Source organism: Micromonospora endolithica (genome assembly GCF_003626595.1).
Taxonomy (GTDB): domain Bacteria; phylum Actinomycetota; class Actinomycetes; order Mycobacteriales; family Micromonosporaceae; genus Micromonospora; species Micromonospora endolithica.
On sequence record NZ_RBAK01000012.1, the window covers coordinates 58,348 to 84,134 of the forward strand.

Sequence of the window (25,787 nt, forward strand, 5' to 3'; positions counted from 1 at the left end):
CGATCGGAGCGAACGCCATGTCAACCGTCCGGTATCGCTGGCCCCGCCTTCGCTGGCCTCGTCTCACCGTCGCGGCGCTGCTCACCGCGACCCTGCTCGTCTCGACCGGGCTCACCCCGGACACGTCGCCGGCCGCCGCCGCGCCAGCTGGCAAGGAAGACATCGCGGACTCCCACGTGGTGGTCCTGGCCTTTGACGACAAAGAACTCGACGACAAGGACAAAGAAGCGACCAAGGAAAAGATCGACAAAGCTGTCGCCAGCCTGCTCGCCGAGTATCCCGGAAAGCTGACCCACACCTACTACCACGCGCTGCCCGGCTTCGCCGTGCACATGTCGAAGCAGATCGCCGAGGCGCTGGCCAAGAACCCCCTGGTGGCTTACATCGCGCCGCAGATGGAGATCGAATGGCTCGGCGGCGAGCAGCGCCCCCCGTCGTGGGGGCTGGACGTCATCGACCAGCGCCGGGACTTCGACGGCATCTACCGGTGGGACTCCGACGGCACCGGCGTCAACGCGTACGTCGTCGACAGCGGGATCCGGACGACCCACGAAGACTTCGGCGGACGCGTGGTCAGCACGGTCACCTTCGGCCAGAGCGACGTGGGGCCGGGCGGCTCGCACGACTGCCACGGGCATGGCACGCCGATGGCCGGGACCATCGGGGGCCGGCTGCACGGGGTGGCCAAGAACGTCCGGCTGCACTCGATCCGGCTGGGCTGCACCACGGCGACCACCGCCGACATGATCGCCATCATGGACTGGCTGCACGTCAATGCGGTCCGCCCGGCGGTGGTCAACCTGAGCTGGCGGGTGCCGGGGATACACCCGCCACTTGACGCCGCGGTGACTCGGGTGGTCGACCGGGGGATCACCGTGGTCGCGGCGGCCGGCAACAGCGACCATGACGCCTGCCGATTCTCCCCCGGCCGGGTGCCGGCGGTGATCACGGTCGGTTCGATACATGCGCTCAAGGACCGGATCCGGGGCACCGCCTGGGGCCCTTGTGTCGACCTTTTCGCGCCCGGCGAGCAGGTGACGACCACGACCAACGACAGTGACACCGCGACGACCAACTTCGGCAACGGTACGTCGATCGCCGCCGCACACGTCACCGGCGCGGTCGCCCGCTACCTGGACCGCTTCCCGGACGCCTCGCCCGAGTTGGTGGCGACCACCCTGATCAACGAGGCAAGCAGGGACCGGATCACCGACATCGCGGGCTCGCCGAACCGGGTGCTCTACCTGGACCGCAACGGCCCGGGCAACGACGGCTTCGGGCGTACCGGATCCGATGTCGACGGCGACGGTCGCGACGACATCGTCACCTTCACCCGGGGTGCCGCCGCCGACGTGTGGGTGGCGCTGTCCACCGGATCCGGGTTCACCGCCGGCGCCAAATGGCACGAGTATTTCAGCGCCGGTGAGGAGATCCCGCTGCTCGGCGACGTCGACGGCGACGGCCGCGACGACCTGATCACGTTCACCCGGGGTGCCTCCGCCCACGTGTACGTGGCGCTGTCGACCGGCACGTCGTTCGGGCCGTCGCAGCTCTGGCACAGCCGCTTCGCGGTGGGCAACGAAACCCCGGTGGTCGGTGACTTCAACGGCGACGGCCGCGACGACATCGCCACCGTCACCCGGGGCATCCGGGTCCACCCGTCGACCAACCGTACGGTCTTCGTCGCACTCTCCAACGGCAGCCAGTTCGTCGGCACCGGAGTCAGCTGGACCAGCGGCTTCCCCGGCGCAGACGCGATACCGCTGGTCGGTGACTTCGACTGCGACGGGCGCGACGACCTGGTGGCGGTCGACCGGGTCGGTGCAGGCATGCTGCGGGTCTCCGCCTCCCAGGGCGACCGGTTCGCGCCGGCGACGTACTGGGGTCACCCGCTCGCCCTCGGCACAGACGTACCGGCGGTGGGCGACGTCAACGGCGACGGCTGCGCCGACCTGGTCGGATTCGCCAGAGGAGAGCGCCGGTCGGTGGTGGTCGCACTGTCGATGGTCCATTCCTGGTCATTGCGCCAGTTCGGTACGGCAACCGTCTGGCATCATGACTTCGCCGGCGCCGTGCAGGTGCCTGGCATCGGTGACTTCACCGGCGACGGTCGCGACGACGTGATCGCCTTCACCCGGGGCTCCGCAGCGGACGTCTACGTCGCCCCGGCGACGACCGGATCGTCGTTCTCCACCGACGTACGCAGGTGGAGCGACTGGTTCTCCTACGGCACCGAGATCCCGATGCCGGCTGCCCTCTGGTGAGCCGTAGCGGCCGGTGGTGCTGTCGTGCGGGGCCGAGCCCACCGGTCGCGGGTGCGGACCGGGCTGCTGGAGCGCCGGTGCGTCATCCGGTCGGAGAACAGCCGGTGGTGGCGGATCGGCGCCAGGTCGAGCCGGCCGTGCGGGTAGGCGGCGTCGGTGCCGCGGCGTCGACCGGCGGCGTGCCGTCCAGGGTGGCCTGGCAAGAATCCGCAGGTCAGGCAGCCTGCGGACACAAGCGGAGCGTCGTCTTAGGAGCCTCCATGTGACTCCGGTTGATCTTGATGGGCAGGGTCGAGCGGCCGGCGGGACCAGGGTCGCGTCGGCGGGGAGCAGTTTGATTCAGGCTGCGGCGCGGACCGCCGGTGCCGGTCGGATAAGGTCTTTCGCGGCGACGGCGCGTTGGCCGGGCAGATTCACGGTCTGCTGCCGGGCAGCGGCGACCATCGCCTCGGCGACCTGTACGGCGTTCTTGACGTGCCCGCGGCGGAGCAGCGCGGTGATCCGGTCGACGCCGGCGTGCCGGATCGCCGCCGGCGTCTGCCAGCACGCCAGCACCATCATCGGGCCTTTGCGGGGCCCCGCGGGCACGGTAACCCCAGCCTGCCGCCGTCGCCGGCCGGCGCCTCGGACACGATGTGCGAGCCCGAGAGCCCTCGGTGAGCTGGTTGTGATCGCCTCAGAATCGTCCGGTGGAGGGCTTCGGCGCGGGGGTCTTCGTTCGGGTGCTCACGCCGATGGCGGCGAGCGCGCAGCAGGTCGCCACGGCGACGAGCAGGGGTACGTAGCCGCCGACGGTGTGCAGGAGCGCGGCGGCGGCGAGGGGTGCGGTGGCTTTGGCGACGGTGACGGGGGCGGCGAGGCGTCCGGCGACGGTGGCGTAGGCGGTGGTGCCGTACCGGTCGGCGAGCAGGGCAGGGGTGGCGAGGCTGGTGATCCCGAAGCCGAGTCCGAAACCGACGATGGTGATGACGGCTCCGGTGGGGGTGCCGGCGAGCAGGGGCATGGCGAGCACGGCCGCGGCCTGGAGGGCGAAGACGGCGGCAACGACGGTGGTGACCGGCAGTCGTCTACGGGCGGCGGTGAGGACGAGCCTGCCGGTGACGGACAGGGCACCGAGCAGGCCGGCGGCGGTGGCGGCGAAGGTGGTGGGGTGCCCGCGGCTGAGCAGGTAGCCGATGAGGTGCACGGTCATGGTGCTGGTGGCGACGCCGTGAGCGGTGAAGGTCGCGGCGAGGATCCAGAAGCGGGCGTCGTGCATAGCAGCCTGGGCGACCGCACGCCGCTGGGCGTGCTCGGGCCGTGTCAGGCCGGCCGGTGCCGTCGCTGCCGGTCGGGGCCGGCGGATGGCCAGCGCGTGCAGCGGGACGGTCACCGCACCGTGGAGGACGGCGAGGGCGAGCAGGGCGCCGCGCCAGCCGAGGTGCGCGGTCAGCAGGCCGGTCAGCGGCATGAAGATGGTGCTGGCGAACCCGGCCACGATCGTGACCGCAAGGAGGGCGGTGGCGCGTCGGTCGGGGGTGAACCAGGAGACGATGACGGCGAAGGCGGGTTCGTAGAGCACCATGGCGCCGCAGGCGCCGATGCCGATCATGACGGCGTAGAGCTGGCTGATGGTGTGGACCTGGGACCAGGCGATCAGCAGCGCGGTGGCGGTGATCGAGCCGGCGGTCATGAGCGCGCGACCGCCGTGGTGGTCGAGCCACCGGCCGACCGGGATGGCCATGAGGGCGCCGGTGAGAACCGAGGCGGTGAGCGCACCGGTGACGGCGGTGGTGGACGCGCCGATGCTGGCGGCCATCGGGTTCAGCAGGACGGCGTAGGCGTAGTAGAGGGTGCCGTAGCCGATGGTGGAGGTGACGGCGAGGGCGGCGACGATGCGCCAGCCGTGGGCGTGGTGCCCGCCGACGGTGAGGTCGGCGGGCACCGTCGTGGTCGTGGGCATCAGCTGCCGCAGCAGCCGCCGGTCTGCGCGCCGGCGGCTGCTGCGTCGAGCGTGACCAGGTTCAGCGGCGCGGCGAGCAATCCGCCGGAGATGCCGGTGGCCAGCCCGCGTCCCACCGGTTCGGTGGCCGGCGTGGATCCGCAGCAGTTGTCGCCGGTGGCGGAGTCGTCGGGGTTGCTGTTGCACACCCCGGTCTCCGGTAGGTCGAGCTGGACGTCACGGGCGGCGGTCCAGTCTCCGGCGAGGGCGGCGACCACGGAGCGGACCTGCTCGTAGCCGGTGGCCATGAGGAACGTCGGGGCGCGGCCGTAGCTCTTCATGCCGACGGCGTAGTAGCCGGGCTCGGGGTGGGCGAGTTCGTCGACGCCGTGCGGGGGGACGGTGCCGCAGGAGTGCTCATTGGGGTCGATGAGCGGGGCGAGGGCGCGGGTGGCGCCCATGACCGGGTCGAGGTCCAGGCGCAGCTCGGCGGCGATCCAGTGGTCGGGGCGGAAGCCGGTGGCGGCGACGATCCGGTCCACGGTGACGCTCTCTTCGCTGCCGTCGCGGTGGCGCACGACGACGGCAACGCGCCCGTCGGTGGGGGTGATGGCGTGGACGGAGAAGCCGGTGAGCAGCCGGATCCGGCCGGCGTCGACATGGGTCCGCAGCCGGGAGCCCAGCGCTCCGCGGGCGGGGAGGGCGTCGGCGTCCCCGCCGCCGTAGGTGCGCGCGGGTGAGGTGGTGCGGATGGCCCAGGTCACCTCGGTACCCGGTACCTGGGTGGCGAGGTCGGCCAGGGAGAGCAGGGTGTTGGCGGCGGAGTGGCCGGCGCCGACGACGAGGGTGTGGCGACCGGCGAAGCGGTCGCGGTCGGCGCCGAGCACGTCGGGCAGGGCATGCTCGAGGTACGCGGCGGCGTCGGTCTCGCCGCGGGCGGGCAGGCCGGAGGCGCCGAGGACGTTGGGGGTGCGCCAGGTACCGGAGGCGTCGATGACCGCGCGGGCGAGCACCTCCTGGCCGTCGGTGAGGCGGACGAGGAACGGCGTGGTATCGCGGCCGGCGGTGCGCAGCCGGTCCAGGCCGAGCCGGCTGATCGCCTCGACCCGGGCGCCGTAGCGCAGGTGCGGCTTGAGCTGCGGCAGCTCGGCGAGCGGCTGGAGGTAGTCGGCGGCCAGTTCGGCGCCGGTGGGCAGGGCGTCGAGGTCGGGGGCGACCCAACCGGCGGCGTCGAGCAGCCGCCGGGCGGCGGAGTCGATGTCGTACCGCCACGGGGAGAACACCCGCACGTGTCCCCACTGGCGCACCGCCGCGCCGGCGGTGTCACCGGCTTCGAGGACGAGGAACGGTAGGCCGCGCTCGTGCAGATGGGCGGCGGCAGCCAAGCCGACCGGCCCGGCGCCGATCACCACGACCGGAAGCGTGTCCAGGGCGTTCATCAGGCAACTCCTCTGCGTTGACAACTGTCGAATCAGATAGGTGTGCGGGCCCGGGTGTCCGGGGCCAGGCACGGTCAGGCGATGGCGGGGCTGCGGCGCTCGATCAGGATCACGTCGCGCCAGCGGCCGTGGTGGCGGCCGAGGCGTTCGCGGACGCCGACGACCCGGGAGCCGGCCCGCCCGTGCAGAGCCAGGCTGGCTTGATTTGCGGGGAAAACGCCGGACTGGATGGTCCAGATCCCGGCGGCCTCGGTGGACGCGACGAGCGCGTCGAGCAGCAACCGGCCGGCGCCGCGGCCCTGGGCGGCGGGGTGCACGTAGACGGAGTGCTCGACCACCCCGGCGTAGACCGCCCGGGTGGAGGTCGGCGACGCCGCGACCCAACCCACGACCACGCCATCGGTGGCAGCCATCACGCTCCTGCACCCCGCCCCAACTCTGTCTCGATGTCCGTCAAATCAGAGAGTTGCACGGTGATTAGAAGGATGTCAACCTAGAGGTATGTCTAAGCAGTCGGCGCCGCTCGTCGCCATCGATCTGAACGCGGCGACCTCCTGCTGCGCGCCATTGGCCCAGCGGCGGGTGCCCGCGCAGGCGGCCGGGGCTCTCGCGGCGGCGTTCAAGGCGCTCGGCGACCCGGTGCGCCTGCAGTTGATGTCGATGATCGCCTCCGCCGAGGGCGGGGAGGCCTGTGTCTGCGACCTCACGCCGGCATTCGACCTGACCGGCCCGACGATCTCCCATCACCTCAGGACGCTGCGGGAGGCGGGCCTGGTCGACGCCGAGCGGCGCGGCACCTGGGTCTACTACCGCGCGCGGCCCGGCGTCCTGCGCCAGTTGGCGTCCCTGCTCGCGGTCGAACCCGCCGACTCGTAGCAACGCGCCCGCCTTCAAGGGCGGGCCCGGGCGGGGAAGGTCGAACACGCGCCGGACCGCCGACGCCGAGCGCAAGCGACCCCGGACGGCCGCGTCTCAGGACCGTTCTTTGCCAGTACCGATTGCCTCAGCTATGGTTGAGTCAATGAATGCTGAGCGTGATTCTCTGGCTGGGCGGGCGCGGATCCACGCCGCGCTCGGCGACCCGGCGCGGCTGGCGATCGTGGACGCGCTCACCCTCGGCGACGCGTCCCCCGGCGAGATCGCCCACACCCTCGACCTGCCCACCAACCTCGTCGCCCACCATGTCAAGGTCCTCACCGAAGCCGGTCTGGTGGTCAAGGGCCGCTCCGAGGGCGACAAGCGCCGCACCTACCTGCGGCTGCGGCCGGAGGCCCTCGCCGCGCTGACCCCACCGCCGCTGACCGGCGTCGGCCGGGTGGTGTTCGTCTGCACCCGCAACTCCGCCCGCTCCCAGCTCGCCGCCGCGCTCTGGCAGGACCGCACCCACACCCCGACCGCGTCCGCCGGCACGCACCCGGCCGCCCGGGTGCATCCCCGCGCGGTGGCTGTCGCCGGCCGGCACGGGCTGCGCCTGGACCCCACCGCCACCGCCCACGTCACCGACGTCGTCCGCGACGACGACCTGCTCATCGCCGTGTGCGACAACGCCCACGAAGACCTCACCGGGCCCGTCCGCCCCCGCCTGCACTGGTCGGTGCCCGACCCGGTCCGCGTCGACACCGACGAGGCGTTCGAGGCCGCGTTCGCCGACCTCGCCGCCCGCGTCGACCGGATCGCCCCCGCCATCACCCCCGCCGTCCGTTCGGGAGACCGCCATGACTGACACCAGCCCCCACCGCTTCGACGAGGTCTCCATCGACCAGCAGGTCGCCCTGCGCACCGCCGCGACCCGGCTCGCCGAGGAGTTCACCAGCGTCTACGGCCCGGAGACCATCGAGCGGTTCCTGCTCTCCAGCTACGACCAGTTCGCCACCGCCAGCACCATCCCCCACTACCTGCCGCTGCTCGCCGAACGCTTCGCCCGCCAGCGCCTGCAGGCCCTCGCCCGGGTCGAGGGCCACCACCGCGACGGCCGCCCCGTGGTGCTGTTCCTGTGCACCCACAACGCCGGCCGCTCCCAGATGGCCCTCGGGTTCTTCACCCACCTCGCCGGCGACCGAGCGGTCGCCTGGTCCGGCGGCAGCGAACCGGGCATCACGCTCAACCCCGCCGCGATCGCCGCCATGGCCGAACGCGGCATCGACATCAGCGAAGAGTTCCCCAAGCCCTGGACCGACGAGGTGGTCCGCGCCGCCGACGTCGTGGTCACCATGGGCTGCGGCGACGCCTGCCCGGTCTTCCCCGGCACCCGCTACGAGAACTGGGACCTCGACGACCCGGCGGGCCTCACCGTGGCCGACGTGCGACCCATCCGCGACGAGGTTGAGCGCCGTGTCCGCCGCCTCCTCGACGACCTGCACGTTCCCGCCAACCGATAGAACCCCCGGCCGACACCGGTCCGGGACGTCACCGCACATGGGAGAGAACGAACTGATGACCAACGCACTCTGGCGGCGCCTGCTGGCCGAGTTCACCGGCACCGCCCTGCTGGTCACCGCCGTGGTCGGCTCCGGCATCATGGCCACCACCCTCTCCCCGGACGACGTCGGCCTGCAGCTGCTGGAGAACTCGATCGCCACCGCGTTCGCCCTCGGCACGCTGATCCTGATCTTCGGGCCGGTCTCCGGCGCGCACTTCAACCCCGTCGTCTCCGCCGCCGACTGGTTCCTCGGCCGCCGCACCGGCACCGGCCTCACCGCCCGCGACCTGGGCGGCTACGTCGTGGCGCAGGTGCTCGGCGCGATCGCCGGATCGGTGCTGGCGAACCTGATGTTCGACCTCGCCGCCGTCGACTTCTCCGGCAAGGACCGCGCCGCCGGGCACCTGTGGCTCGGCGAGGTCGTCGCCACCGCCGGCCTGATCATGCTGATCTTCGCCCTCGCCCGCTCCGGCCGTGCCCCGGTCGCCCCCGCGGCCGTCGGCGCCTACATCGGCGCCGCCTACTGGTTCACCTCGTCCACCTCGTTCGCCAACCCCGCCGTCACCGTCGGCCGGGCGTTCACCGACACCTTCGCCGGCATCGCCCCCACCTCCGTACCCGGCTTCGTCGTCGCGCAGTTGGTGGGCCTCGCCGTGGGCATCGGTCTCCTGGCTGCGCTCTACCCCGACGCCGGGCAGGCCGCCGACCAGGTGGTCGTCCCCGCCGAAAGCGACCCGGCGCTCGACCACCGCGCATGACAGTCAAGCCGGAGCACGGTGGAGCGCGCAGGCCGCACCGGGGCCTGGTCAACCCCGCGCATCCCGCCGACCGGTACCGCCAGCTCGACCGCGACAGCAACCCCGACCCACACCTGCCCGCGATTCCCGACGAGGCGCCGGTGAACCGGCCCTGCAACCCGCACTGCCAGAAAGGCACCTGATGTCCCACAAGCCCAGCGTCCTGTTCGTCTGCGTCCACAACGCCGGCCGCTCCCAGATGGCCGCCGGCTGGCTGCGCCACCTCGCCGGCGACACCGTCGAGGTCCGCTCCGCCGGCAGCGCACCCGCCGAGACCGTCAACCCGGCCGCCGTCGAGGCCATGACCGAGGTCGGCATCGACATCACCGACCAGACCCCCAAACTCCTCGAGTACGCCACCGCGGAGTCCTCGGACGTGATCGTCACCATGGGCTGCGGCGACGCCTGCCCCGTCTTCCCCGGCAAGCGCTACGAGGACTGGAAGCTCGACGACCCGGCCGGCAAGGGCGTCGAGTCGGTCCGCCCGATCCGCGACGACATCCGCGCCCGGGTGGAGAAGCTCCTCGCCGAGCTTCACCCCACCGCCTGACATCCCCTTGTTCGCCGCCCTCCGGGCCACCCCGACCGGCGGGCGGCTCACCCTGAGCAGGAGTCCTTCCATGTCCGACCGCCGCCCGCTGATCATCATCGGTTCCGGGCCCGCCGGTTACACCGCCGCCGTCTACGCCGCCCGCGCCAACCTCGCACCCCTGGTCATCGAGGGCAGCCAGTCCGGCGGGGCGCTGATGACCACCACCGAGGTGGAGAACTTCCCCGGCTTCCCCGACGGCATCACCGGCCCCGAGCTGATGGACAACCTCCGCAAGCAGGCCGACCGGTTCGGTGCCCAGTTCGTCACCGACGACGTCACCCGTGTCGAGCTCACCGGTGACGTCAAGACGGTGTGGGTCGGCGAGCAGGCGTACCCGGCGCGGGCGGTCATCCTCGCCACCGGCTCCGCCTGGCGGCCTCTCGGCGTCCCCGGCGAGACCGAGCTGCTCGGCCACGGCGTCTCCGCCTGCGCCACCTGCGACGGGTTCTTCTTCCGCGACCAGGACATCGCCGTGGTCGGCGGCGGCGACACCGCCATGGAAGAAGCCACCTTCCTCACCCGCTTCGCCCGCAGCGTCACCATCATCCACCGCCGCGACACCTTCCGAGCCAGCCGCATCATGGCCGACCGAGCGCTGAGCAACGACAAGATTCGGGTGGCGTGGAACAGCGTCGTCGAGGAGATCCTCGGTCACGACGGCGCCGTCACCGGAGCGCGGCTGCGGGACGTCCACACCGGCCAGACCCGCGACCTGGACGTCACCGGCGTGTTCGTCGCCATCGGCCACGACCCCCGCAGCGACCTGTTCCGCGGCCAGGTCACCCTCGACGACGACGGCTACGTCACCGTCGACGCCCCGGGCACCCGCACCAACCTGCCCGGCGTGTTCGCCGCCGGTGACCTCGTCGACCACACCTACCGGCAAGCCATCACCGCCGCCGGCACCGGCTGCGCCGCCGCCCTCGACGCCGAGCGCTACCTCGCCTCCCTGGCCTGACCAGCATCGCCCGAGGCTCGGTCAACGCGGCTGGGCCTCGGGCCTACGGTGCTTCGCGCAGGCGGGAGGCGATGTCGGCGACCGTCGCCTTCGCTGTCCGGCCGGCACCCACCAGCGTGGCCGACGCCGCCCCGGTCCAATCGCCGTAGCCGAGCAGGTAGAGGCGGTCCTCGTCCACCGACCGGGTGCCCTCGACCGCCACCTCCCCCTGCCGCCATCCAGGCAGCAGCGGCGCGAGGTGAGTGAGGTTGGGCCGGAACCCCGTACACCAGATCACGACGTCGCAGGTCTGCTCGGCGCCATCGGCCCACCGCACACCGCGCTCGGTCATCCCGGCGAACATCGACCGGGAGTGCAGGACGCCGCGGTCGCGCGCGTCGCGGACGCCGGGCACCATCACGATGTCGCCCAGGTCGCTGACACTCTCGCCGGCCCCACCGGCGGCCTTGCGGGTGGCCACACCGAACAGCACCCGACCGTCGACGTCGTCCGGCATGAACCGCGCCGGACGGAGGGTGACCCAGGTGGCCTCGGCGATCCGGGACACCTCCGCCAGGATCTGCGCCGCCGAGTTGCCCCCGCCGACGACCAGGACCCGCTGCCCCCGGAACTCCTCGGGCGAGGCGTAGTCCACCGTGTGCAGCTGCCGCCCGGCAAACTCTTCACGGCCCGGAAGGTCGGGCACGTACGGGCGTTCCCACGTACCGGTCGCGGAGATGACGTACCGGGCCGACCAGGTCCCAGCGCCGGTCTGCACCGCCAGGCGATCCCCGGCTCGCCGCACCTCCCGGACCCGGACCGGTCGGTGCACCGGAAGGTCGTAGCGCCGCTCGTACGCCTCTAGGTAGTCCACGACGTGCCCGGCGGTCGGGAACTCCTCGCCGGCCTGCCGCGGCATCCCCCACCCCGGCAGCGGGCTGTACTCCGCCGGGGAGAACAGCCGCAACGACTCCCAGCCATGCCGCCACGCGCCACCCGGCTGCGGCTGGGCGTCGAGGATGACGTGATCCAGTCCGGCGCGGCGCAGGTAGTAGCCCGCTGCCAGACCCCCCTGCCCGCCCCCGACGACCACCACATCACACGACCCCGGCACGCACGACACCTCCCTCGATCCGCAGATCATCATGCCGAGACGACAGAAGGGGTGGGTGCCTACCGGAACTCACGGTGATCCTGCCCTCGTTCACCAGCCGATCGATGGGGTCTGCTGTAACGATGCAAGACGTGCCAACAGTGAAGACCGAGACACCTGCCATCTCGCCCCTCGCCGGCGAGCCGATCGACCGCGCCGATGCCGAACGGCTCGCGGGAGTACTCAAGGCGTTCGCCGACCCGGCCCGGCTGCGACTGCTCAGCCTGATCCAGTCCGCCCCGCAAGGGGAAGCCTCCGTCAGCGACCTCACCGCGCCCCTCGGACTCTCCCAACCGACCGTCAGCCACCACCTACGGATCCTCACCGAGGCCGGCCTGCTCGAACGCGACAAGCGGGGCGTCTGGGCCTACTACCGCCTCGTGCCGTCCGCCATCGCCACGATCGCCGACCTGCTGACCCCGCCCCGCAAGCGAGCAACGAAGAAGACCCGCTGACCGACGCCATCGAAGACCGCCGCCGGCACCTCCTGCGAAGGCGATCAACGGCAGAGGGGCTGTCTCGCTAACGGCACCTCTCTTGTCAACCCGCCGGCAGCAGAGAGGTCTCCGTTAGATCCACAGACCCCCCGCCGGAACAGAGGGGTCAAGGTTGAGCCGGCGTTGACACGGCGGCCGTGCGGCGCACGATCAGAATGGTGCGGGTCCGCGGCCTGCCAACGACATCAACACCTGTGTGGCGAGTAGCTTGCGGATGCCGGTGACGGCGACTGTCCCCACCCGATCGTAGGGCAGCTCCAACTGCAGCCCTTCGACTGCGTTGCGAAGGTCTGTCGTGATCTCGTCCGGACGGAACGTGCCGCCCCAGCCGTTGAGCCCGCCGCGCTGGTTGGTACTGAGGGAAGCCATGCCGGAGATGCAGGCGCCGTCGGCCAGGATCAGCCTCGCAGGACCCGAGTAGGTCGTCGTCATAGTCATCAACCCTTCAGGATGTAACGCCGTGCACCCCGGGTCCCGGCTGGCTGACAGTCATCGGAGGTAAGGCGTCGAGTCCGACCATGGTGTACTCCACCTGGCCGCGACCGTACGTTAGGGGTACGGGTCGATGTTTGTGTCTGTCCGGTCCATGAGCCAGAGGCGCGCCTTGGGCGAGCTGACAGTCGGACTTGGCAGACCAGCGCCCGAGGTCCGAATCGATCCACGGGGGAGAACATGGGGCAACGCTGAGCTGGCTCCACACCGAGATGGCCGGCCTCTTGCCGATCAGACGATTTCGCGATGCCGTGGTGAGCGCATGAGACGCCGAACGGCGGCCCGCTGAACCAGTCGGGCCGCCGTTCAGAGAATGTGGATCAGAGCGGGCGGATGTTCTCCGCCTGCGGGCCCTTCTGGCCCTGGGTGATGTCGAACTCCACCTTCTGATTCTCGTCGAGGCTGCGGAAGCCGCTCGCCGAGATCGCGGAGAAGTGGGCGAAGACGTCGGCGCCGCCGTCGTCCGGGCTGATGAAGCCAAAGCCCTTGTCGGCGTTGAACCACTTCACGGTACCTGTAGTCATGTCTGCTCCTTCGCAGGCTGTCGGAGACCGCACTGTGCGGACCCTTACGCCGCCGCGTTGATCACCCGCGTCGAAACGACACGAAAAACGAAAAGCGCCTGGATGGGTTTCAGATGCCCCATCAGGCGCCGGAAAACGTCTACGGAAATCAAAACTGCAACCTGGCTACCGTAGCACATGATCCGTCGTCGACCCCATGGCGATGCGGGGACCCGGCCACTCGCCTGCTTGCCGCGGTCTGCGCGCGGACCAATCCGAGAGCGAGGTCGGCGAGCAGGTAGAAGTCGAGCGTGCGGGCCCGCTCCGAGTCGACGAGGCCAGCAGCGCCTCCGCGCCGGCGAGGTCACCGCGATGGCGGGCGGCGATGACCCGGCGGCGCGCTGGACGACTCACAATCCGCTTCCCTGAGCCCAGGACAGGCCGAGGCCGACCACCCCGTGGTCCCAGCGTCGCGACGGTTGCCCGGCGGCTCTCGCGACGGAACCCCAGCCTCACGCGTTCAGATCGCGGCGGGTGGCAGATCTGCCACCCGGCCGAACGTCTGCACGATGCCGGTCATGTCGAGGACTCGGCGAACCTGCCCAGCGTTGACCAGGGTGAGATCCGCTCCCCGGTCAGCCGCGTGGTGGTGCGCGCCGAACCGGCGACGGCGGCGCGACGTCTATCTCACCCGACCCGGGCCCGTTGTCGCTGACCTGGCAGGGCGGACGGCTCATCACCCGACGACGCCACACGATCAGGCCGGCCAGTCTGCCGCCGTGGCCCACGCTACTGCTTCTCGTTCTGCCGCAGGGCTTCCTCGAGTTGGTCTTCCAGGATGATGATCCGGCAGGCGGCCTCCAGGGCGGTGCCCTGATCCACCATCTCCCGGGCCCGGGCCGCCAGACGCAACTGGTAGCGGGAGTAGCGGCGGTGCCCGCCGGCAGAGCGGTGCGGGTTGATCAGTTTGGCGTCGTCCAGGCGACGCAGGAAGTCCTGCGTGGCGCCGAGTATCTCCGCGGCCTGACCGATGGTGTAGGCCGGAGTGTTCTCGTCGCCGAACATGTCATCGGGGTTTCGCCCCATGTCACCTCCACGTCGAGGGCCCCGGCGCGTAAGCACCGGGGCCCAGGGTTATGGGTCAGAACACCATCCACCGACAGGAACGTCGGCATGTCGTATTCGCACCAGCCGTTGAAGGTTGCGGGTGCGAGGATCGCATATGCGTGACCGGAGACCACCTCTCGTTCGATGGAAACTGCGGTGTCCGCCCAGCCTGGAATGACGGCTGCTGGCGGGCGATCCAACGGTGTACGGCCCTCCCTTTCCTCTGCGTCTTCTTACCCTTGCGGTCGTACGGTCCGTCGGCGCCGGAGCCCACGCGACTTCATGGCCCCGACACATGCGGCGAACATCAGCTGGGGCCCTGAGCAAGCCTTGGCTCCACCTGCGTGCCCCGTCGCGCAATCACACGTTGGGGCTGACGTGCTCCTAGTGCCGTTCTGGCGAAACGAATTCCGCTTCTCACCGTCCGTCGTGATCTCACGGCCGGACGGCCCGTCTGCGTCTTGACGGATCTTCTCTCTCTGACTCGAAGAAGAGTATTCCACGCCGCCGAGGATGTCTAGTCGTTCCGACCTAGATTCTCTGGTCGGCCGCCGTCAGGGTCAACAGCGTGCCCCAGCAGGCACGGCGAGGGCCGACAGCGACCCGATACCGGCACCACCTGCCGGCCGATGAACGCCGCTGCACGGCCCTCGCCTGGCGCACCGGAGGTCACATACGCCACCCTCGCGGAGCGGCTACCCGGACTGGTTCTTCCCCGCCGACCGATCACGGTTGGTCTCGGCGCTCCGGGACGACACCTGGGGGGTCCGCGGTGGGGCCGGCCCCGGGCCGGTGGCTGACGATCCCCGCGCCGGCTCCGGAGCAGCGTGCACCAACCCGCCGCTCTGCCGGGCTCCTCAGCGCTCTTGGCGAGAAGGCCATCGTCTTCCCCCCATCGAAACCTCATGACCGGGATCGCCGAACCGCCGGCCGGACACCCGGCTCAGCGAACCTCGTCGGCGAGGCGACGGTGCAGGCTGGCCAGGGACTTGGCGATCAGCCGGGAGACGTGCATCTGGGAGAGGCCGACCTGTTCGGCGATCTGGGCCTGGGTCAGGTTGCCGTAGAAGCGCATCACCAGGATCTTGCGTTCACGGTCGGGAAGGGTGGCCATCGCGGGGGTGAGGGAGACCCGAAGGTCGACCAGTTCGTAGTCGTCCTCGTCGGCCCCGAGGGTGTCGCCGAGCTCGCTCGTGGAATCGAGGCCGAGCGGGGTGGACAACGAGATGGTCCGGTACGCGCGGGCACCCTCCATGCCTTCCAGGACGTCCTCCTCGGTGACACCCAGATACGCGGCGATGTCAGCGACCCTGGGAGAACGTCCCAGGGCGTGGGTCAGGGTGCTGTTCGCCGTGCTGATCGCCAGTCGAAGTTCCTGGAGGCGACGGGGCACCCGGACCACCCAGGTGCGGTCCCGGAAGTAACGCTTGAGCTCCCCGATGATGGTCGGAATGGCGTACGCCGTGAAGGGGACGCCCCGGGCAGGGTCGAAGTGGTCGACCGCCTTGACCAGGCCGACCATCGCGGTCTGGGTCAGGTCGTCGGCCTGCTCGCCGCGGCCGGCGTAGCGCTTGGCCAGGTGGTTGGCCAACGACAGCCATGCCTCGACCGCCCGTTCCCGCAGCGCCACCCGGCAGGGATCGCCGATCGGCATCGCGGCCAGCTGCCGCAGCAGGTCGTCGCCGTCGGCCGCACCGTGGCGGCTCCGCTTCGCCGGCCGATCGCCGCCGACCGTCACGGGTGTCACGACGCGCGTCATGACGGGGTGCCTCTCACTGAGGTGAGCAGTTGCTGGTCGGCACTCCGGGCCGGCGCCTCGTCGGCCGGTTCGACCGACGAGGCGGCCGGCGGCGGTGCGGCCGGGTCGGCATGCCGCCCGGTCTGCTCTGCCGCCCGCTCGTCCTGGGCTCGCTCGTCGTCGGTGGAGGTGGTGCCGGGAGGCGTTCGATCGGGGGTGGGTTCACCGCCGGGGTGGTGGACCAGGTAGCGAACGGCGGTGTTGAGTACGGCGAGCAGCGGAACGGCGACCAGGCCGCCGACGATGCCCGCGACGACGACGCCGGTGGCGATCGCGAGGATCACGGCGAGCGGGTGCAGCGCCACCGCCCGGCCCATGATCAGCGGCTGGAGGAGGTGTCCCTCGACCTGTTGGACGGCGATGACGACGCCGAGGATGATCAGCGCGCTGAGCGGCCCCTGGGTGACCAGCGCGACGAGGACGGCGACCACGCCGGTGACGGTGGCGCCGACGACCGGAATGAAGGCGCCGAGGAAGACCAGCGCGGCCAGCGGAAGTGCGAGGGGTACGCCCAGCACCGCCAGGCCGATGCCGATGCCGACGGCGTCGACCAGGGCCACCAGGACGGTGGCGCGCACGTAGGACACCAGGGTGTGCCAGGAGTAGTGCCCGGCCCGAGCGGCCGGGACCCGCGCCGGGCGAGGAAGCAGGCGGCAGATGAAGGCCCAGATCTGGCCGCCGTCGCGGAGGTAGAAGAACAGGGTGAACAGGACGAGGAAGAACCCGGCCGCGAGCTCGCCGAGGGTGGCCGCGGTGCTCAGCGCGCCGGAGGTGAGGGCCGCCTGATTGTCGGTGATCGACGCCTGGAGGCGGTCGACGGCATTGTCGAGTTGCGTCTGGGACAGGTGCAGGGGCCCCTGCGCCAACCACCTCTGGACCTGGTCGACCCCTTCGCCGACCTGGATGCTGAGATCGTCCAGTTGGGAGATGAAGGTCCGGACGATCAGCGTCAGGCCACCGAAGACGACCGTCAGCCCGGTGACGAGGACCAGGACGGCGGCCAGGGAACGGTTCACGCCCCGTCGGCGCAGGGCCGCGGCCAGCGGCTCGAAGAGGGCCGCCAGGAGCAGGGCGACCGCGACCGGGATCACCACCACCCGCAGCAGTTCGACGACCCGCACGAGCAGGTACGCCGCCGCGACGAACAGGATGATCCGCCACGCCCACGCGCCCGCCGTGCGTACCCCTGAGGGGAGCCCGTCATCGACGGCGGGTGTCCGCTCCTCGGCCGGGACCGGCTCGGTCGTGCCGCCGGTCGGCGGACCGCCGGTGAACGCCGGCGGCTGCCATCCCGGGGCGAGACGACTTCGTGCTCGCCGCCGGGCGACGTCGACCCAGGTGGCACCGGGTTCCGGGACGGGGGAAGATGTTCCTGCCATCGAAGTTCCTCAATCTAAGTACGCAGACCCGGTGCGTTTGCGCAGCGGGGCGGGGCGGGGAGAGCGACCGGAGTCGGGTGTCGCCGAAGGTGGGGTCAGTCGATTCCGCCGAGGGCAGGCGGATCCTCCGGTCGTGCGGTGCCGTGCGGCATCCAGTAGCCGGACGGCGGCAGGTCGCCGCGCACCGTCACCAAGTTCCCCACGCTCGTCATCTCCAGCAGCCGCCGGGTGTGGCGCCTGGGACGGCACACGACCAGGGCCGTGTCGGCCGCGAGGGCGACGTGCACCCGGGCGAGGAAGTTGAGCAGCGTCGAAGAGGCGAAGGTGACGTCGGCCAGATCCACGACGACCTCGGACGGCGCCACGGCGGACAGCCGGTCGGCCACGCCCGACAGTGCCGGGTCGGCGTCCATGTCGATCTCACCCGCCAGGCACACCATGGCGGCGGGACGTCGCGGGGCGGTCAGCACGGTGATGACGAAATGGTCACCGGACACCTGGACCATCAGCCTCACCTCGGCATGAGTCACCTGATGCCGGGGGCTTGGGCAACGACCGCGAAAGGACGCAGCTCGATACTACGGCCGCATGACCCGATGCGCGAACGCTCGGATCATCGAGGCAGCTGAGGTCCCCATGCGTTGGCGTCGATTCAGGGCTAGGCTCACCGAAACACTCCGCGAGTTCTGCTGCCCTAGCCCTCCGGCGGCACCGCACCTGGAAGGTGCCGCTGTGCTCGATCCAGATTTCGTGACCTCCTGCCCACTGTCACCGCCCAACCTGGACGCACCAGCCAACCGCGCCGTCGGTGCAAGCGGTGGATGATCGCGTCTCGTACCTCAGGAACCTCATCCTGCGGCGGGCCCCCGGGCCCGACGGCAGGGACGACCTGCTGCGGCGGGTGTGCGATGTCGCCGCGCGGGAACTGTCGGCGTCCGGGGCCGGGATCAGCGTGATGACGGAGGACGGGATCCGGGCGGTGACCGCCGCGTCCGACCCTGCCAGCGAACGCCTTGAGGAGTTGCAGTCCATGTTCGGTGAGGGGCCCTGCGTGGACGCCTACACCAGCCGCCGTCCGGTGTTGATCTCCGATCTCGGGGACCTCATGGCCAAGGAGGGCGGTCGCTGGCCGTTCTACGCTCCCGCCGCCCACGCCGACGGTCTCCGCGCGGTGTTCGCGTTCCCGCTGCAGATCGGCGCCGCCCATCTCGGCGTACTGGATGTGTTCCGGGACCGCGCGGGGCGGTTGACCGCCACGGAGTTCGCCGACGCCCTCACCTTCGCCGACGTCACGGTGACCGCCCTGCTCGATCGGCAGGAACAGGCGGAGAGCAGCGGCATCGTGGACATCGACGACGACGCGGCCGAGTACCGGGCGGAGTTGTTCCAAGCTCAGGGCATGGTCATGGTGCAGCTCGGGATCCCCCTCGGTCAGGCGATGGCGCGGATCCGTGCCCACGCCTACGCGGAGAACCGCCGCCTCAGCGACGTGACCCGAGACATCGTCGCGCGCCGGCTGCGGCTCGACCGTGACGGGCCGCAGCCCGGAGGATCCCCATGACCGCGCACAGTCGGACAAGCCGGGAGGCAAGCATGACCATCGTCTCAGCCGAACGGATGGCGACGATCTTCGTCGAGGTCGCCGACACCCTGGTGGACGACTTCGACCTGATGGACTTCCTGCACATGCTCACCGATCGGGCGGCCGACCTGGTCAGCGCGGCGGCGGTGGGGCTCGTCCTCGCCGGCCGGGACGGCCGGCTGGAGTTCATGGCGGGCTCGAACGAGGACGTCAAACTCGTGGAACTGTTCCAGCTGCAGACACACGAGGGTCCCTGCCAGGAAGCCTTCCGAACCGGTGTGCCCGTCATCAACGTCGATCTGACCGAGGCGAGCGACCGGTGGCCCCGGTTCGCGCCCCGGGCCACCGCGGCGGGTTTCCAATCGGTGCACGCGTTCCCGCTACGGCTGCGCACGCAGGTGATCGGGGCCCTGAACGTCTTCGGTGACACCAAGGGCGGCGACTTCGCGGGCACCGATGTGCCGGTCATGCAGGCCCTGGCGGACGTTGCCGCGATCGGACTGCTGCAGGAGCGCGCCATCCGCCGGGGTGAACTCCTGACCGAACAGCTGCAAGGCGCGTTGAACAGCCGCATCGTCATCGAGCAGGCCAAGGGCGCGGTCGCGCAGGCGACCGGCCTCGATGTCGACGAGGCGTTCGCCGCCATCCGCGGCTACGCCCGCCGGCACAACCGCAAACTGACCGAGGTGGCTCACGGCGTCCTCAGCGATCCCGCCATGCTCGCCCACATCCGCGACGCGTAGCGGCCGCCTATCCGGCCGACGGCGATCCGCGGTGCCGCCTCAGCGGCGTTCGTCCACCCCACCGAGGCGATGTGAGCGCCTGCGTCGGGGTTGCTGACGGCCCGGGACGCCCCGTTGAGGCCGACTGCGCCCATTGATGACGCTGGTCAACTCCCGGAGATCAGTGACCAGTTCGTCGATCCATTCGCGGGACACCGGGACCGCGTGGACGCCGGTCTCCACGACCCAGCGCAGCGCGTTCATGGTCCAGCACAGGCCGCCCGTCACCAGCTGGTCGGTCACCGCCTGCGGGTCGGTGCCGGCTTCGTGCGCGAAGAGCTCCGGCAGGGCTTCCATCCGTACGCCATCGATCCGGCCCTGTTTCCGGCCCTCGCGCAGCAGGAGGTAGAGGTCGCCGAGGTGCGGGTGTACGTAGGCGTCCGACCAGTCGATGGTGACGATCCCGCCGCCGGGGGTGTGCAGCAGGTTCTTGGCCTGGAAGTCGCCGTGCACAATGGTCTCCGGTTCGCTGGACAGCTGCTCCAGGCAGCCGGTCATCGCCCGGACCGGGTCGTCGAGCGCGCCGGCGAGGTCGGGGCGCAGGGCCGTCATCGCCGCGTCGGCCCGGGCCGCCACGGCCACGAGATCGGCGGTGGACCGGCGCAGGCCGGCGGCCAGCGCCGGGTCGGAAGCCAGGCGGAGGGCCGATTCGGCACGCATCCGGGCCAGGACGCGTACGGCTTCCTCGTATCCTTCAGCGGTCGGTCGCGCCTCGAGGTCTTCGCCGCCGACGTCCTCCAGCACGATCACCCCCGAGCCGCCCTCCGCGAGCAGCCGCGGCGCGGGAATCCCGAGGGGAACGACCAACTCGTGGTAACGCCGCGCCTCGCCGGCCAGCTCGCCGACGCCCCGCTTGGCGATCACCGATTTCCGGGTGGCACCGTTCAGGCGGATCCGCCAGACTTCCGACAGCGCCCAGCCGCGCAGCAACTCACCGTCGACGATCGTGCCTTCGAGGTGGGGAAGCCAGTCGGGCAGCGTTGTCTCGATCACCATGGCATTCTGCCCAAGGAGCCCGTTACGCGCGTGCTGGTTCTCGGCGGCACCAAGTACCTCGGCCGTCACCTCGCCGAGCACGCCTTGCAAGCGGGGCACGACGTCACGTTGTTCAACCGCGGGCGTACGGGAACAGGATTGTTTCCCGGCGTGCCCCGCCTGATCGGCGACCGGACCACGGACGGCGACCCGGCCGGCCTGGCCGCGCTCGGCACCGGCACCTGGGACACGTTTTCGACTTCAGCGGCTTCACCCGCGCCAGGTCGCCGCCACCGCAGGGCTGCTGGCCCCGCGCATCGGGCAGTACGTCTTCATGTCCTCGATCGCGGTCTATCCCCACTCGGCCGAGGCGGGCCGGTCGGAGGATGCCCAACTACGGCCGACGGACCCCGACCACGGCGAGTACGGCAACCTGAAGGTCGTTCAATGTGATGCCGCCGCCGATGACCTCCGCCCAGATGCTCGACACCTGCCGCCGGGCCGGTGGGGGACGTCCTCCGGGCCTACGCGCACTGACTCGTGCGCCACCGTCGGTGTGGGGTGCGGTCAGGTCGCCGGCCGGTCGCCGTCGAAGTACTCGGGTCGGCTGACCCAGGCGTCGCTGACGAACATGACGCCGGGCCGGTGGGCCAGGATGGCGCGCAGGCCGGTGACGACCGGTTCGGCCCGGCCGGGCGGCAGGACGGCGATCACCATGACGAGTCCGGCCCGGTCGTTGAAGAGCAGCCGGCCTTCGTGCGTGCCGTGGTGGCCGAAGCCGGAGACGCCGCTGAGGCTGGTCCAGCCGCTCACACCGGAGGCGTGCAGCAGGGTCCGGACGGCGTCGGCGTCGTCGGCGCGGGTGACGACCTCCACCTTGACCATGCGGGTCAGTCCGAGCTCGTTCATGCGATGTACTCCTTCTCTGACTCAGCGGCCGGGAGAGCCGGGGCGTGCCGGGATCCGCCCGGCGGGACGGCGTTCCACCCGCCGGTACGGGGGTCGACGACCGTCAGGGACATCCAGCCGCCGTCGACCAGTTGGCGCAGAGCGGGGTTGCGGCCGAGCACGGTTTCGACGAGGTGTCGCGGGGCGTGGATCACCGCGAGCAGCCGCAGCGGGTCGTGCACCGTCCGCGTCCCGTCGCCGACGGACTGCAGCGGCAGCCCGACGCGCAGGTCGCCACCGGAACCGGAGAGGACACCGAGCGCGTCGCCGAGGACGGTGTGCACGGTCTTGGTGCCCGCGCCGAGGCGGTGCGGATCAACTGTGGAGAAGTAGTACTGGAGGTTGATCCAGGCGGCAACGACCAGCGGGCCCGTCATGATCGTCTCCAGCGCGACCGCGTCCGGGTCCCCGGTCCAGTCGTACGAGTGCAGGAACGTGCGGCAGCCCAGGTCGCGTCCGGCGGTCAGCTCGCGCGGCGCGGCGATGAACGCGGCGTTGCCCGCCAGCGCCCACTCCGGCCGCACCTGGGCCCAGTCCGACGCGCGGCGAAGCAGGTGGCGGGGGCGCGGGCGACCGGGCAGCTTGGTGGCCCGTTCCGCGCGCAGCCCCGCTCCCGCCTCGGCGAGCCGGCGCGTCAGGTCGTCGACCCTCGGGCGCAGCCGGGCGGGCACGGCATCGACGTCGAACAGGCGTACCTCGTCGGTGACGGTGTCGTGTTCGCCGGCCAGGACGTGGGTGTCGGCGGGCAGGTGGATGCCCCGACCAGCCAGGGCCTCGCGCACCTCGGGCCGGTTGAGCAGGGCGGCGACCAGCCGGGCGCTGACCCCGCCCCGGTTGCCGCCGCAGGCGCCGCAGTCGAGCGCGGCGGCGTAGGGGTTGTTGGTGCTGGTGGCGCCGTGCCCGCAGAGCAGCACCAACGGGGCGAAGCCAGCCGTCAGCCCGATCGTGCGCAGGGTCGCCTCCGCGTAGTAGACCTGCTCGTCGAGGGTCAGGGCGGCGTCGAGGTCGGCCACCGTCGGTGCGGTGTCGTCGGCGGGCGGCGCGAACCGGCCCGGTGCCACCGCGCGCAATGCCAGGGCGGAGGTGGCCAGCACGCTGGCCACCTCCACGAAGGCGAAGGCACCGACCGGGCTGGCCTTGGCCGCGGCGAACGCCCGCCGCCACGCCTGCCGGGCCCGCCGCCGGCGCACCCGCGTGGCGTCGGCCGTTTCCTCGACGGTGGCCACCGGCCGCATGAGCACCGGGCAGCGGTCCCGGCCCCGGTTGGCGTCGGCCGCCACGGTGCGCACGGGCAGACCGAAGAAGCCGGCGAAGCCGTACGTGTCCACCGGCCCCGCCGCCTCCAGGTGCCGGCGCAGGCCCTCACTGCGTACGTCGATGCAGAACACGGCCTGGGCCAGCGTGGTGGCACGGGCGGCGCGGCGCGGGCGCGGGCGCACGCCGTGGTCCAGCCGGCTCCGCAGCCGGCGCCGGTACGCGTGCTCGGCGGCGGCCAGCCACACCTCGGCCTGCCGCGCCGGGGACAGCTCGACCACGACGTCGCACAGCACGGACACCGTCTCCTCGGGCAGCAGCGCCAGGGTCGGCGCGTCGACGCCGAGCGCCTGCGTCAGCCGGGCGAGGGCCGCCGGCTCGGCCGCTCCCGGGGTCCCGGGAGTCGGCGCGGTCGCCGCGGTCACCGCGGTCACCGTCGGCGGCACACCGAGGTGGCGGTGAGCGGCATCTCCGGCCAGCGCGAGTTCGTAGCTCAGGCGCACCGCGAGCAGGTCCAGCGGGGTCAGGTCCGGCCGCTCGCCCGGGTGGGTCTGCGACCAGCGGGCGTAGCCGGCCCAGCCGGGCAGCCGGAGCAGGGACCGGGACAGGTAGGCCGACCAGGCGGCCGGGGCCACTCCGAGGGCGCGCAGGAGTGCCGCGACGGCCCGGTCGGGTGCCGCCGGCAGCACGTCGACGAGGGCGCGCAGGCCGGTCAGACCCGGGCGGGCCGGGGCGAGGTCCGCGCCGGCCATCCGCCGCCAGCGCGTCCAGCAGCCGTCGTCCGCCGGACCGGGCACCGGCCAGCGGGCCGCCGGACGCCCTGCGTGCGCCGCGCACCAGCCGGCCACCAGTTCATCGACGTCCGCGCCGATCCGGGTGCCCACGGCCCGGTCCACCAGCTCGGCCACGGTGAGCTGGTCCGGGTCGTCCAAGACGGCGGGGCAGCGGCCGGCGAGCCGGCGTCGCGCCACGGCGAGCAGGTCGGGAGACGGCGGTGGCCCGTCGTGGATCGGGTGGCGCAGCGCGGCGGCCCGCAGGTCCACGGCGGGGATCGTCCGTCCACCGAGCGTGATCGGCGTCGCCGTTCCCGGTGCCGCGGTGAGCGCGGCGGTCAGGTCGGCCGGCTCGATGTCGCCGTCGCGCAGCCGTCGCCGGTACTCGGCGACGGGCAGGTGCGTGCGCGCGCCGCCGAGACTCCGCAGCTCGGCGGTGGCCCGGGCGAACGGCGTCCGCTCCCTACCGGCGAGCGGGTTCACCGCGACGAACGTGTCCAGCGGCCAGATCGCGGCGACGTGGTCCCCGGCGGCGGCCAGCGCGGCGACGACACGGGCGGCGTCCGGCCGGTCGGACGAGTCGCGGCGTCGCACGGCGGTGACGGCCGAGGCGGCCCGCTTCCCGGCCGCCGGGTCGGCGGACGGACGCCACCACGCGCCGACGCGGCCGTCGCGCCAGGCCCACCACCACAGCGCGGCGCCGTGCCGGTGCCGCAGGACCGCCCCGGCGACGGCCGCCACGGCCAGCGTGGCCGCCGCGACGCCCACCCCGACGTCCGTCACCGAGGTCGGCAGCGCCAGCCACCGGGCGACCGCCGGGCCGGCGAGCAGGTAGCCACCGGCCAGCGCACCCGCCGCGAGCGTGATCGCGACCGCGGTCCGCGCCGGTGCCTCGCGGTCCGCGAGGGCCGACCGCACCGCGGCCAACGCGGCGGTGCCGGCCAGGACGGCGCTGAGCACACCGCTGGGGCTGGCACCGAGCGTCAGCTCGGTGAGCGCCACGGCGGCGACCACCGCCGCGCCGGCCAGGACCACGGCCCGGGTCCGGGGCGGGCCGACCGGTCGGGGAGCGGTCGCGGCCAGCGTCTGCGCCTGGAGCGCGCCGCCGGCCGACAGGAACGCGTACGCCTTGTAGACGGCGTGCCCGACCAGGTGCACCGCGGCCAGTCCGAACGCGCCGAGTCCGCACTGGGCGAGCATGAATCCCATCTGCGCGACGGTGGACCGGGCGAGGGTGCCCTTGACGTCGGTGCGTACCGCGGCGAACACCGATCCGGACACCGCGGTCACGAGGCCGACCAGCACCATCGCCGGCATCAGGCCGGGCGCGGCGACCACGACCGGCGCCAACGTGATCATCAGAAAGCCGGCCACGTTCACCATGCCCGCGTGCAGGAAGGCGGACACCGGCGTCGGGGCGTCCAGCGTGTGCGGCAGCCAGCGGTGCGCCGGCACCTGCGCCGAACGCACCATGCCGGCCACCAGCAGCAGCCCGCCGGCGGTGGCCAGGAGCCAGCCGGGACGGTCGCCGGCGGACGCCCGCACCGCGTCCAGGTCCGCGTCGCCGGCCGGGCCGACCAGCAGCGCCAGGCCGGCGACCAGGGCCCCGTCACCGAGGAGGAACAGCCGCCGGGTACGGCGCACCGCCGCCCGTACCCGGGGCTGCTCCCGGTAGTGACCGATGAGCCCGATCAGCAGGTGCCCGGCCACGATCCAGCCGACGGCCAGTTGGACGAGGCTGGGGGCGGTGGCCATCACCAGGGTCGCCGCCGTGGCCGCCGCCACCCGGGCCTGCAGGCCACGCGCACCCGGCTCGCCGTCCAGATAACGGCGCCCGTAGCCGGCGACGACGGCGGCCAACCCGCAGACCAGCAGCACGAACAGCGCGGTGAACCGGTCGACCCGGACCCCGACGGAGAACGCCGGCCCGGGCGGGTCGAGCCGGACCAGCACGCCCGGGACGGCCGGGTCGTACGCGACCCGGACCAGCAGCGCGGCGGCCGCGACGGCGGTGAGACCGAGCAGCGCCCCCACCACGCGGGCCACGCGGCGGGGATCAGGCACCACCAGCGCGTACAGCGCCGCCGATGCGGGCCCGGCGAGGACTCCCAGAACCAGTGCGACGGACATCGCCACCTCCCTCAGACATCCGCACTGTATTACACGATTTAGAAT

The 25,787-nt window shown here is 72.0% G+C and carries 24 protein-coding genes and 1 pseudogene; 11 read left to right on the top strand and 14 right to left on the bottom strand.

The features are described 5' to 3' along the window. Nucleotides 1-17: 17 nt before the first annotated feature. On the top strand, nt 18-2,264 hold the full coding sequence (locus D7223_RS25070) for a S8 family serine peptidase (RefSeq protein WP_120730904.1): 2,247 nt from the start codon (nt 18-20) through the stop codon (nt 2,262-2,264). A 387-nt stretch (nt 2,265-2,651) separates the two neighbouring features. Here the strand turns inward: D7223_RS25070 and D7223_RS25075 are convergent. The 4 genes and pseudogenes from D7223_RS25075 to D7223_RS25090 form a co-directional block, all read right to left on the bottom strand. Continuing rightward, a pseudogene (locus D7223_RS25075) lies at nt 2,652-2,837 on the bottom strand (IS110 family transposase); the annotation flags it as partial. A 103-nt stretch (nt 2,838-2,940) separates the two neighbouring features. After that, on the bottom strand, nt 2,941-4,206 hold the full coding sequence (locus D7223_RS25080; RefSeq protein WP_120730905.1) for an MFS transporter: 1,266 nt from the start codon (nt 4,204-4,206) through the stop codon (nt 2,941-2,943). Then, entirely contained in the window at nt 4,206-5,624 is a 1,419-nt protein-coding gene (locus D7223_RS25085) for an FAD-dependent oxidoreductase (RefSeq protein ID WP_120730906.1), read from the bottom strand. The genes D7223_RS25080 and D7223_RS25085 overlap by 1 nt, the downstream gene beginning before the upstream one ends. Before the next feature lie 74 nt (nt 5,625-5,698). Continuing rightward, complete coding sequence (locus D7223_RS25090; protein WP_120730907.1) at nt 5,699-6,037, bottom strand: GNAT family N-acetyltransferase; 339 nt, start codon at nt 6,035-6,037, stop codon at nt 5,699-5,701. Between the two features lie 88 nt (nt 6,038-6,125). Between D7223_RS25090 and D7223_RS25095 the strand changes: the two genes are divergently transcribed. The 7 genes from D7223_RS25095 (at nt 6,126) to trxB (ending at nt 10,390) form a co-directional block, all read left to right on the top strand. Further along, nucleotides 6,126-6,500 carry an ArsR/SmtB family transcription factor gene (locus D7223_RS25095; protein WP_120730908.1) on the top strand — a complete coding sequence of 125 codons (375 nt, stop codon included), beginning with the start codon at nt 6,126-6,128 and terminating at the stop codon, nt 6,498-6,500. Nucleotides 6,501-6,645: 145 nt separating this feature from the next. After that, nucleotides 6,646-7,347: an arsenate reductase/protein-tyrosine-phosphatase family protein gene (locus tag D7223_RS25100; protein WP_120730909.1), complete on the top strand. Its 702-nt coding sequence runs from the start codon at nt 6,646-6,648 to the stop codon at nt 7,345-7,347. Further along, nucleotides 7,340-8,002, top strand: a complete 663-nt coding sequence (locus tag D7223_RS33725; protein WP_120730910.1) for an arsenate reductase ArsC — start codon at nt 7,340-7,342, stop codon at nt 8,000-8,002. The genes D7223_RS25100 and D7223_RS33725 overlap by 8 nt, the downstream gene beginning before the upstream one ends. A 55-nt stretch (nt 8,003-8,057) precedes the next feature. After that, the gene (locus tag D7223_RS25110; protein ID WP_120731018.1) at nt 8,058-8,801 is read left to right on the top strand and encodes an aquaporin; all 744 of its coding nucleotides are present in this window, start codon (nt 8,058-8,060) and stop codon (nt 8,799-8,801) included. Continuing rightward, entirely contained in the window at nt 8,798-8,983 is a 186-nt protein-coding gene (locus D7223_RS25115) for a hypothetical protein (protein ID WP_120730911.1), read from the top strand. Before D7223_RS25110 ends, D7223_RS25115 begins: the two co-directional genes overlap by 4 nt. After that, nucleotides 8,983-9,390, top strand: a complete 408-nt coding sequence (locus D7223_RS25120) for an arsenate reductase ArsC (protein ID WP_120730912.1) — start codon at nt 8,983-8,985, stop codon at nt 9,388-9,390. The genes D7223_RS25115 and D7223_RS25120 overlap by 1 nt, the downstream gene beginning before the upstream one ends. 70 nt (nt 9,391-9,460) lie before the next feature. Continuing rightward, nucleotides 9,461-10,390 (top strand): thioredoxin-disulfide reductase, encoded by a 930-nt coding sequence (gene trxB, locus D7223_RS25125; RefSeq protein WP_120730913.1) that lies wholly within the window; start codon nt 9,461-9,463, stop codon nt 10,388-10,390. A 43-nt stretch (nt 10,391-10,433) separates the two neighbouring features. Here trxB and D7223_RS25130 read toward each other — a convergent pair whose 3' ends face one another. Then, complete coding sequence (locus D7223_RS25130; RefSeq protein ID WP_238162205.1) at nt 10,434-11,483, bottom strand: ArsO family NAD(P)H-dependent flavin-containing monooxygenase; 1,050 nt, start codon at nt 11,481-11,483, stop codon at nt 10,434-10,436. 122 nt (nt 11,484-11,605) lie between these two features. On the opposite strand from D7223_RS25130, the gene D7223_RS25135 reads away from it, so the two are divergent. Next, entirely contained in the window at nt 11,606-11,977 is a 372-nt protein-coding gene (locus D7223_RS25135; protein WP_120730915.1) for an ArsR/SmtB family transcription factor, read from the top strand. Between the two features lie 192 nt (nt 11,978-12,169). On the opposite strand, the gene D7223_RS25140 is transcribed toward D7223_RS25135, so the two are convergent. The 6 genes from D7223_RS25140 to D7223_RS25170 form a co-directional block, all read right to left on the bottom strand. Beyond that, nucleotides 12,170-12,451, bottom strand: a complete 282-nt coding sequence (locus D7223_RS25140) for a hypothetical protein (protein ID WP_238162206.1) — start codon at nt 12,449-12,451, stop codon at nt 12,170-12,172. Between the two features lie 380 nt (nt 12,452-12,831). Next, complete coding sequence (gene cspE / locus D7223_RS25145) at nt 12,832-13,035, bottom strand: transcription antiterminator/RNA stability regulator CspE (RefSeq protein WP_013283833.1); 204 nt, start codon at nt 13,033-13,035, stop codon at nt 12,832-12,834. A gap of 768 nt (nt 13,036-13,803) precedes the next feature. Then, nucleotides 13,804-14,100: a helix-turn-helix domain-containing protein gene (locus D7223_RS25155; RefSeq protein ID WP_120730917.1), complete on the bottom strand. Its 297-nt coding sequence runs from the start codon at nt 14,098-14,100 to the stop codon at nt 13,804-13,806. A gap of 964 nt (nt 14,101-15,064) precedes the next feature. Further along, the gene (locus D7223_RS25160; RefSeq protein ID WP_120730918.1) at nt 15,065-15,880 is read right to left on the bottom strand and encodes a SigB/SigF/SigG family RNA polymerase sigma factor; all 816 of its coding nucleotides are present in this window, start codon (nt 15,878-15,880) and stop codon (nt 15,065-15,067) included. Next, entirely contained in the window at nt 15,877-17,298 is a 1,422-nt protein-coding gene (locus D7223_RS25165; protein WP_120730919.1) for an AI-2E family transporter, read from the bottom strand. The genes D7223_RS25160 and D7223_RS25165 overlap by 4 nt, the downstream gene beginning before the upstream one ends. 95 nt (nt 17,299-17,393) lie before the next feature. Then, the gene (locus D7223_RS25170; RefSeq protein WP_120730920.1) at nt 17,394-17,804 is read right to left on the bottom strand and encodes an STAS domain-containing protein; all 411 of its coding nucleotides are present in this window, start codon (nt 17,802-17,804) and stop codon (nt 17,394-17,396) included. 311 nt (nt 17,805-18,115) lie between these two features. On the opposite strand from D7223_RS25170, the gene D7223_RS25175 reads away from it, so the two are divergent. Both D7223_RS25175 and D7223_RS25180 read left to right on the top strand, forming a co-directional pair. Continuing rightward, nucleotides 18,116-18,859 (top strand): GAF and ANTAR domain-containing protein, encoded by a 744-nt coding sequence (locus D7223_RS25175; RefSeq protein ID WP_238162207.1) that lies wholly within the window; start codon nt 18,116-18,118, stop codon nt 18,857-18,859. 32 nt (nt 18,860-18,891) lie between these two features. Continuing rightward, nucleotides 18,892-19,623, top strand: a complete 732-nt coding sequence (locus tag D7223_RS25180) for a GAF and ANTAR domain-containing protein (RefSeq protein WP_120730922.1) — start codon at nt 18,892-18,894, stop codon at nt 19,621-19,623. Nucleotides 19,624-19,662: 39 nt separating this feature from the next. On the opposite strand, the gene D7223_RS25185 is transcribed toward D7223_RS25180, so the two are convergent. The 3 genes from D7223_RS25185 to D7223_RS25195 all read right to left on the bottom strand — a co-directional run bounded on the left by D7223_RS25185 (nt 19,663) and on the right by D7223_RS25195 (nt 25,742). Continuing rightward, nucleotides 19,663-20,757, bottom strand: coding sequence for an aminoglycoside phosphotransferase family protein (locus tag D7223_RS25185; RefSeq protein WP_147252606.1), 1,095 nt, complete (start codon nt 20,755-20,757; stop codon nt 19,663-19,665). A gap of 447 nt (nt 20,758-21,204) precedes the next feature. Beyond that, complete coding sequence (locus D7223_RS25190; RefSeq protein WP_120730924.1) at nt 21,205-21,546, bottom strand: DUF190 domain-containing protein; 342 nt, start codon at nt 21,544-21,546, stop codon at nt 21,205-21,207. Then, the gene (locus D7223_RS25195) at nt 21,543-25,742 is read right to left on the bottom strand and encodes a putative inorganic carbon transporter subunit DabA (RefSeq protein ID WP_120730925.1); all 4,200 of its coding nucleotides are present in this window, start codon (nt 25,740-25,742) and stop codon (nt 21,543-21,545) included. The genes D7223_RS25190 and D7223_RS25195 overlap by 4 nt, the downstream gene beginning before the upstream one ends. Between the last annotated feature and the right edge of the window lie 45 nt (nt 25,743-25,787).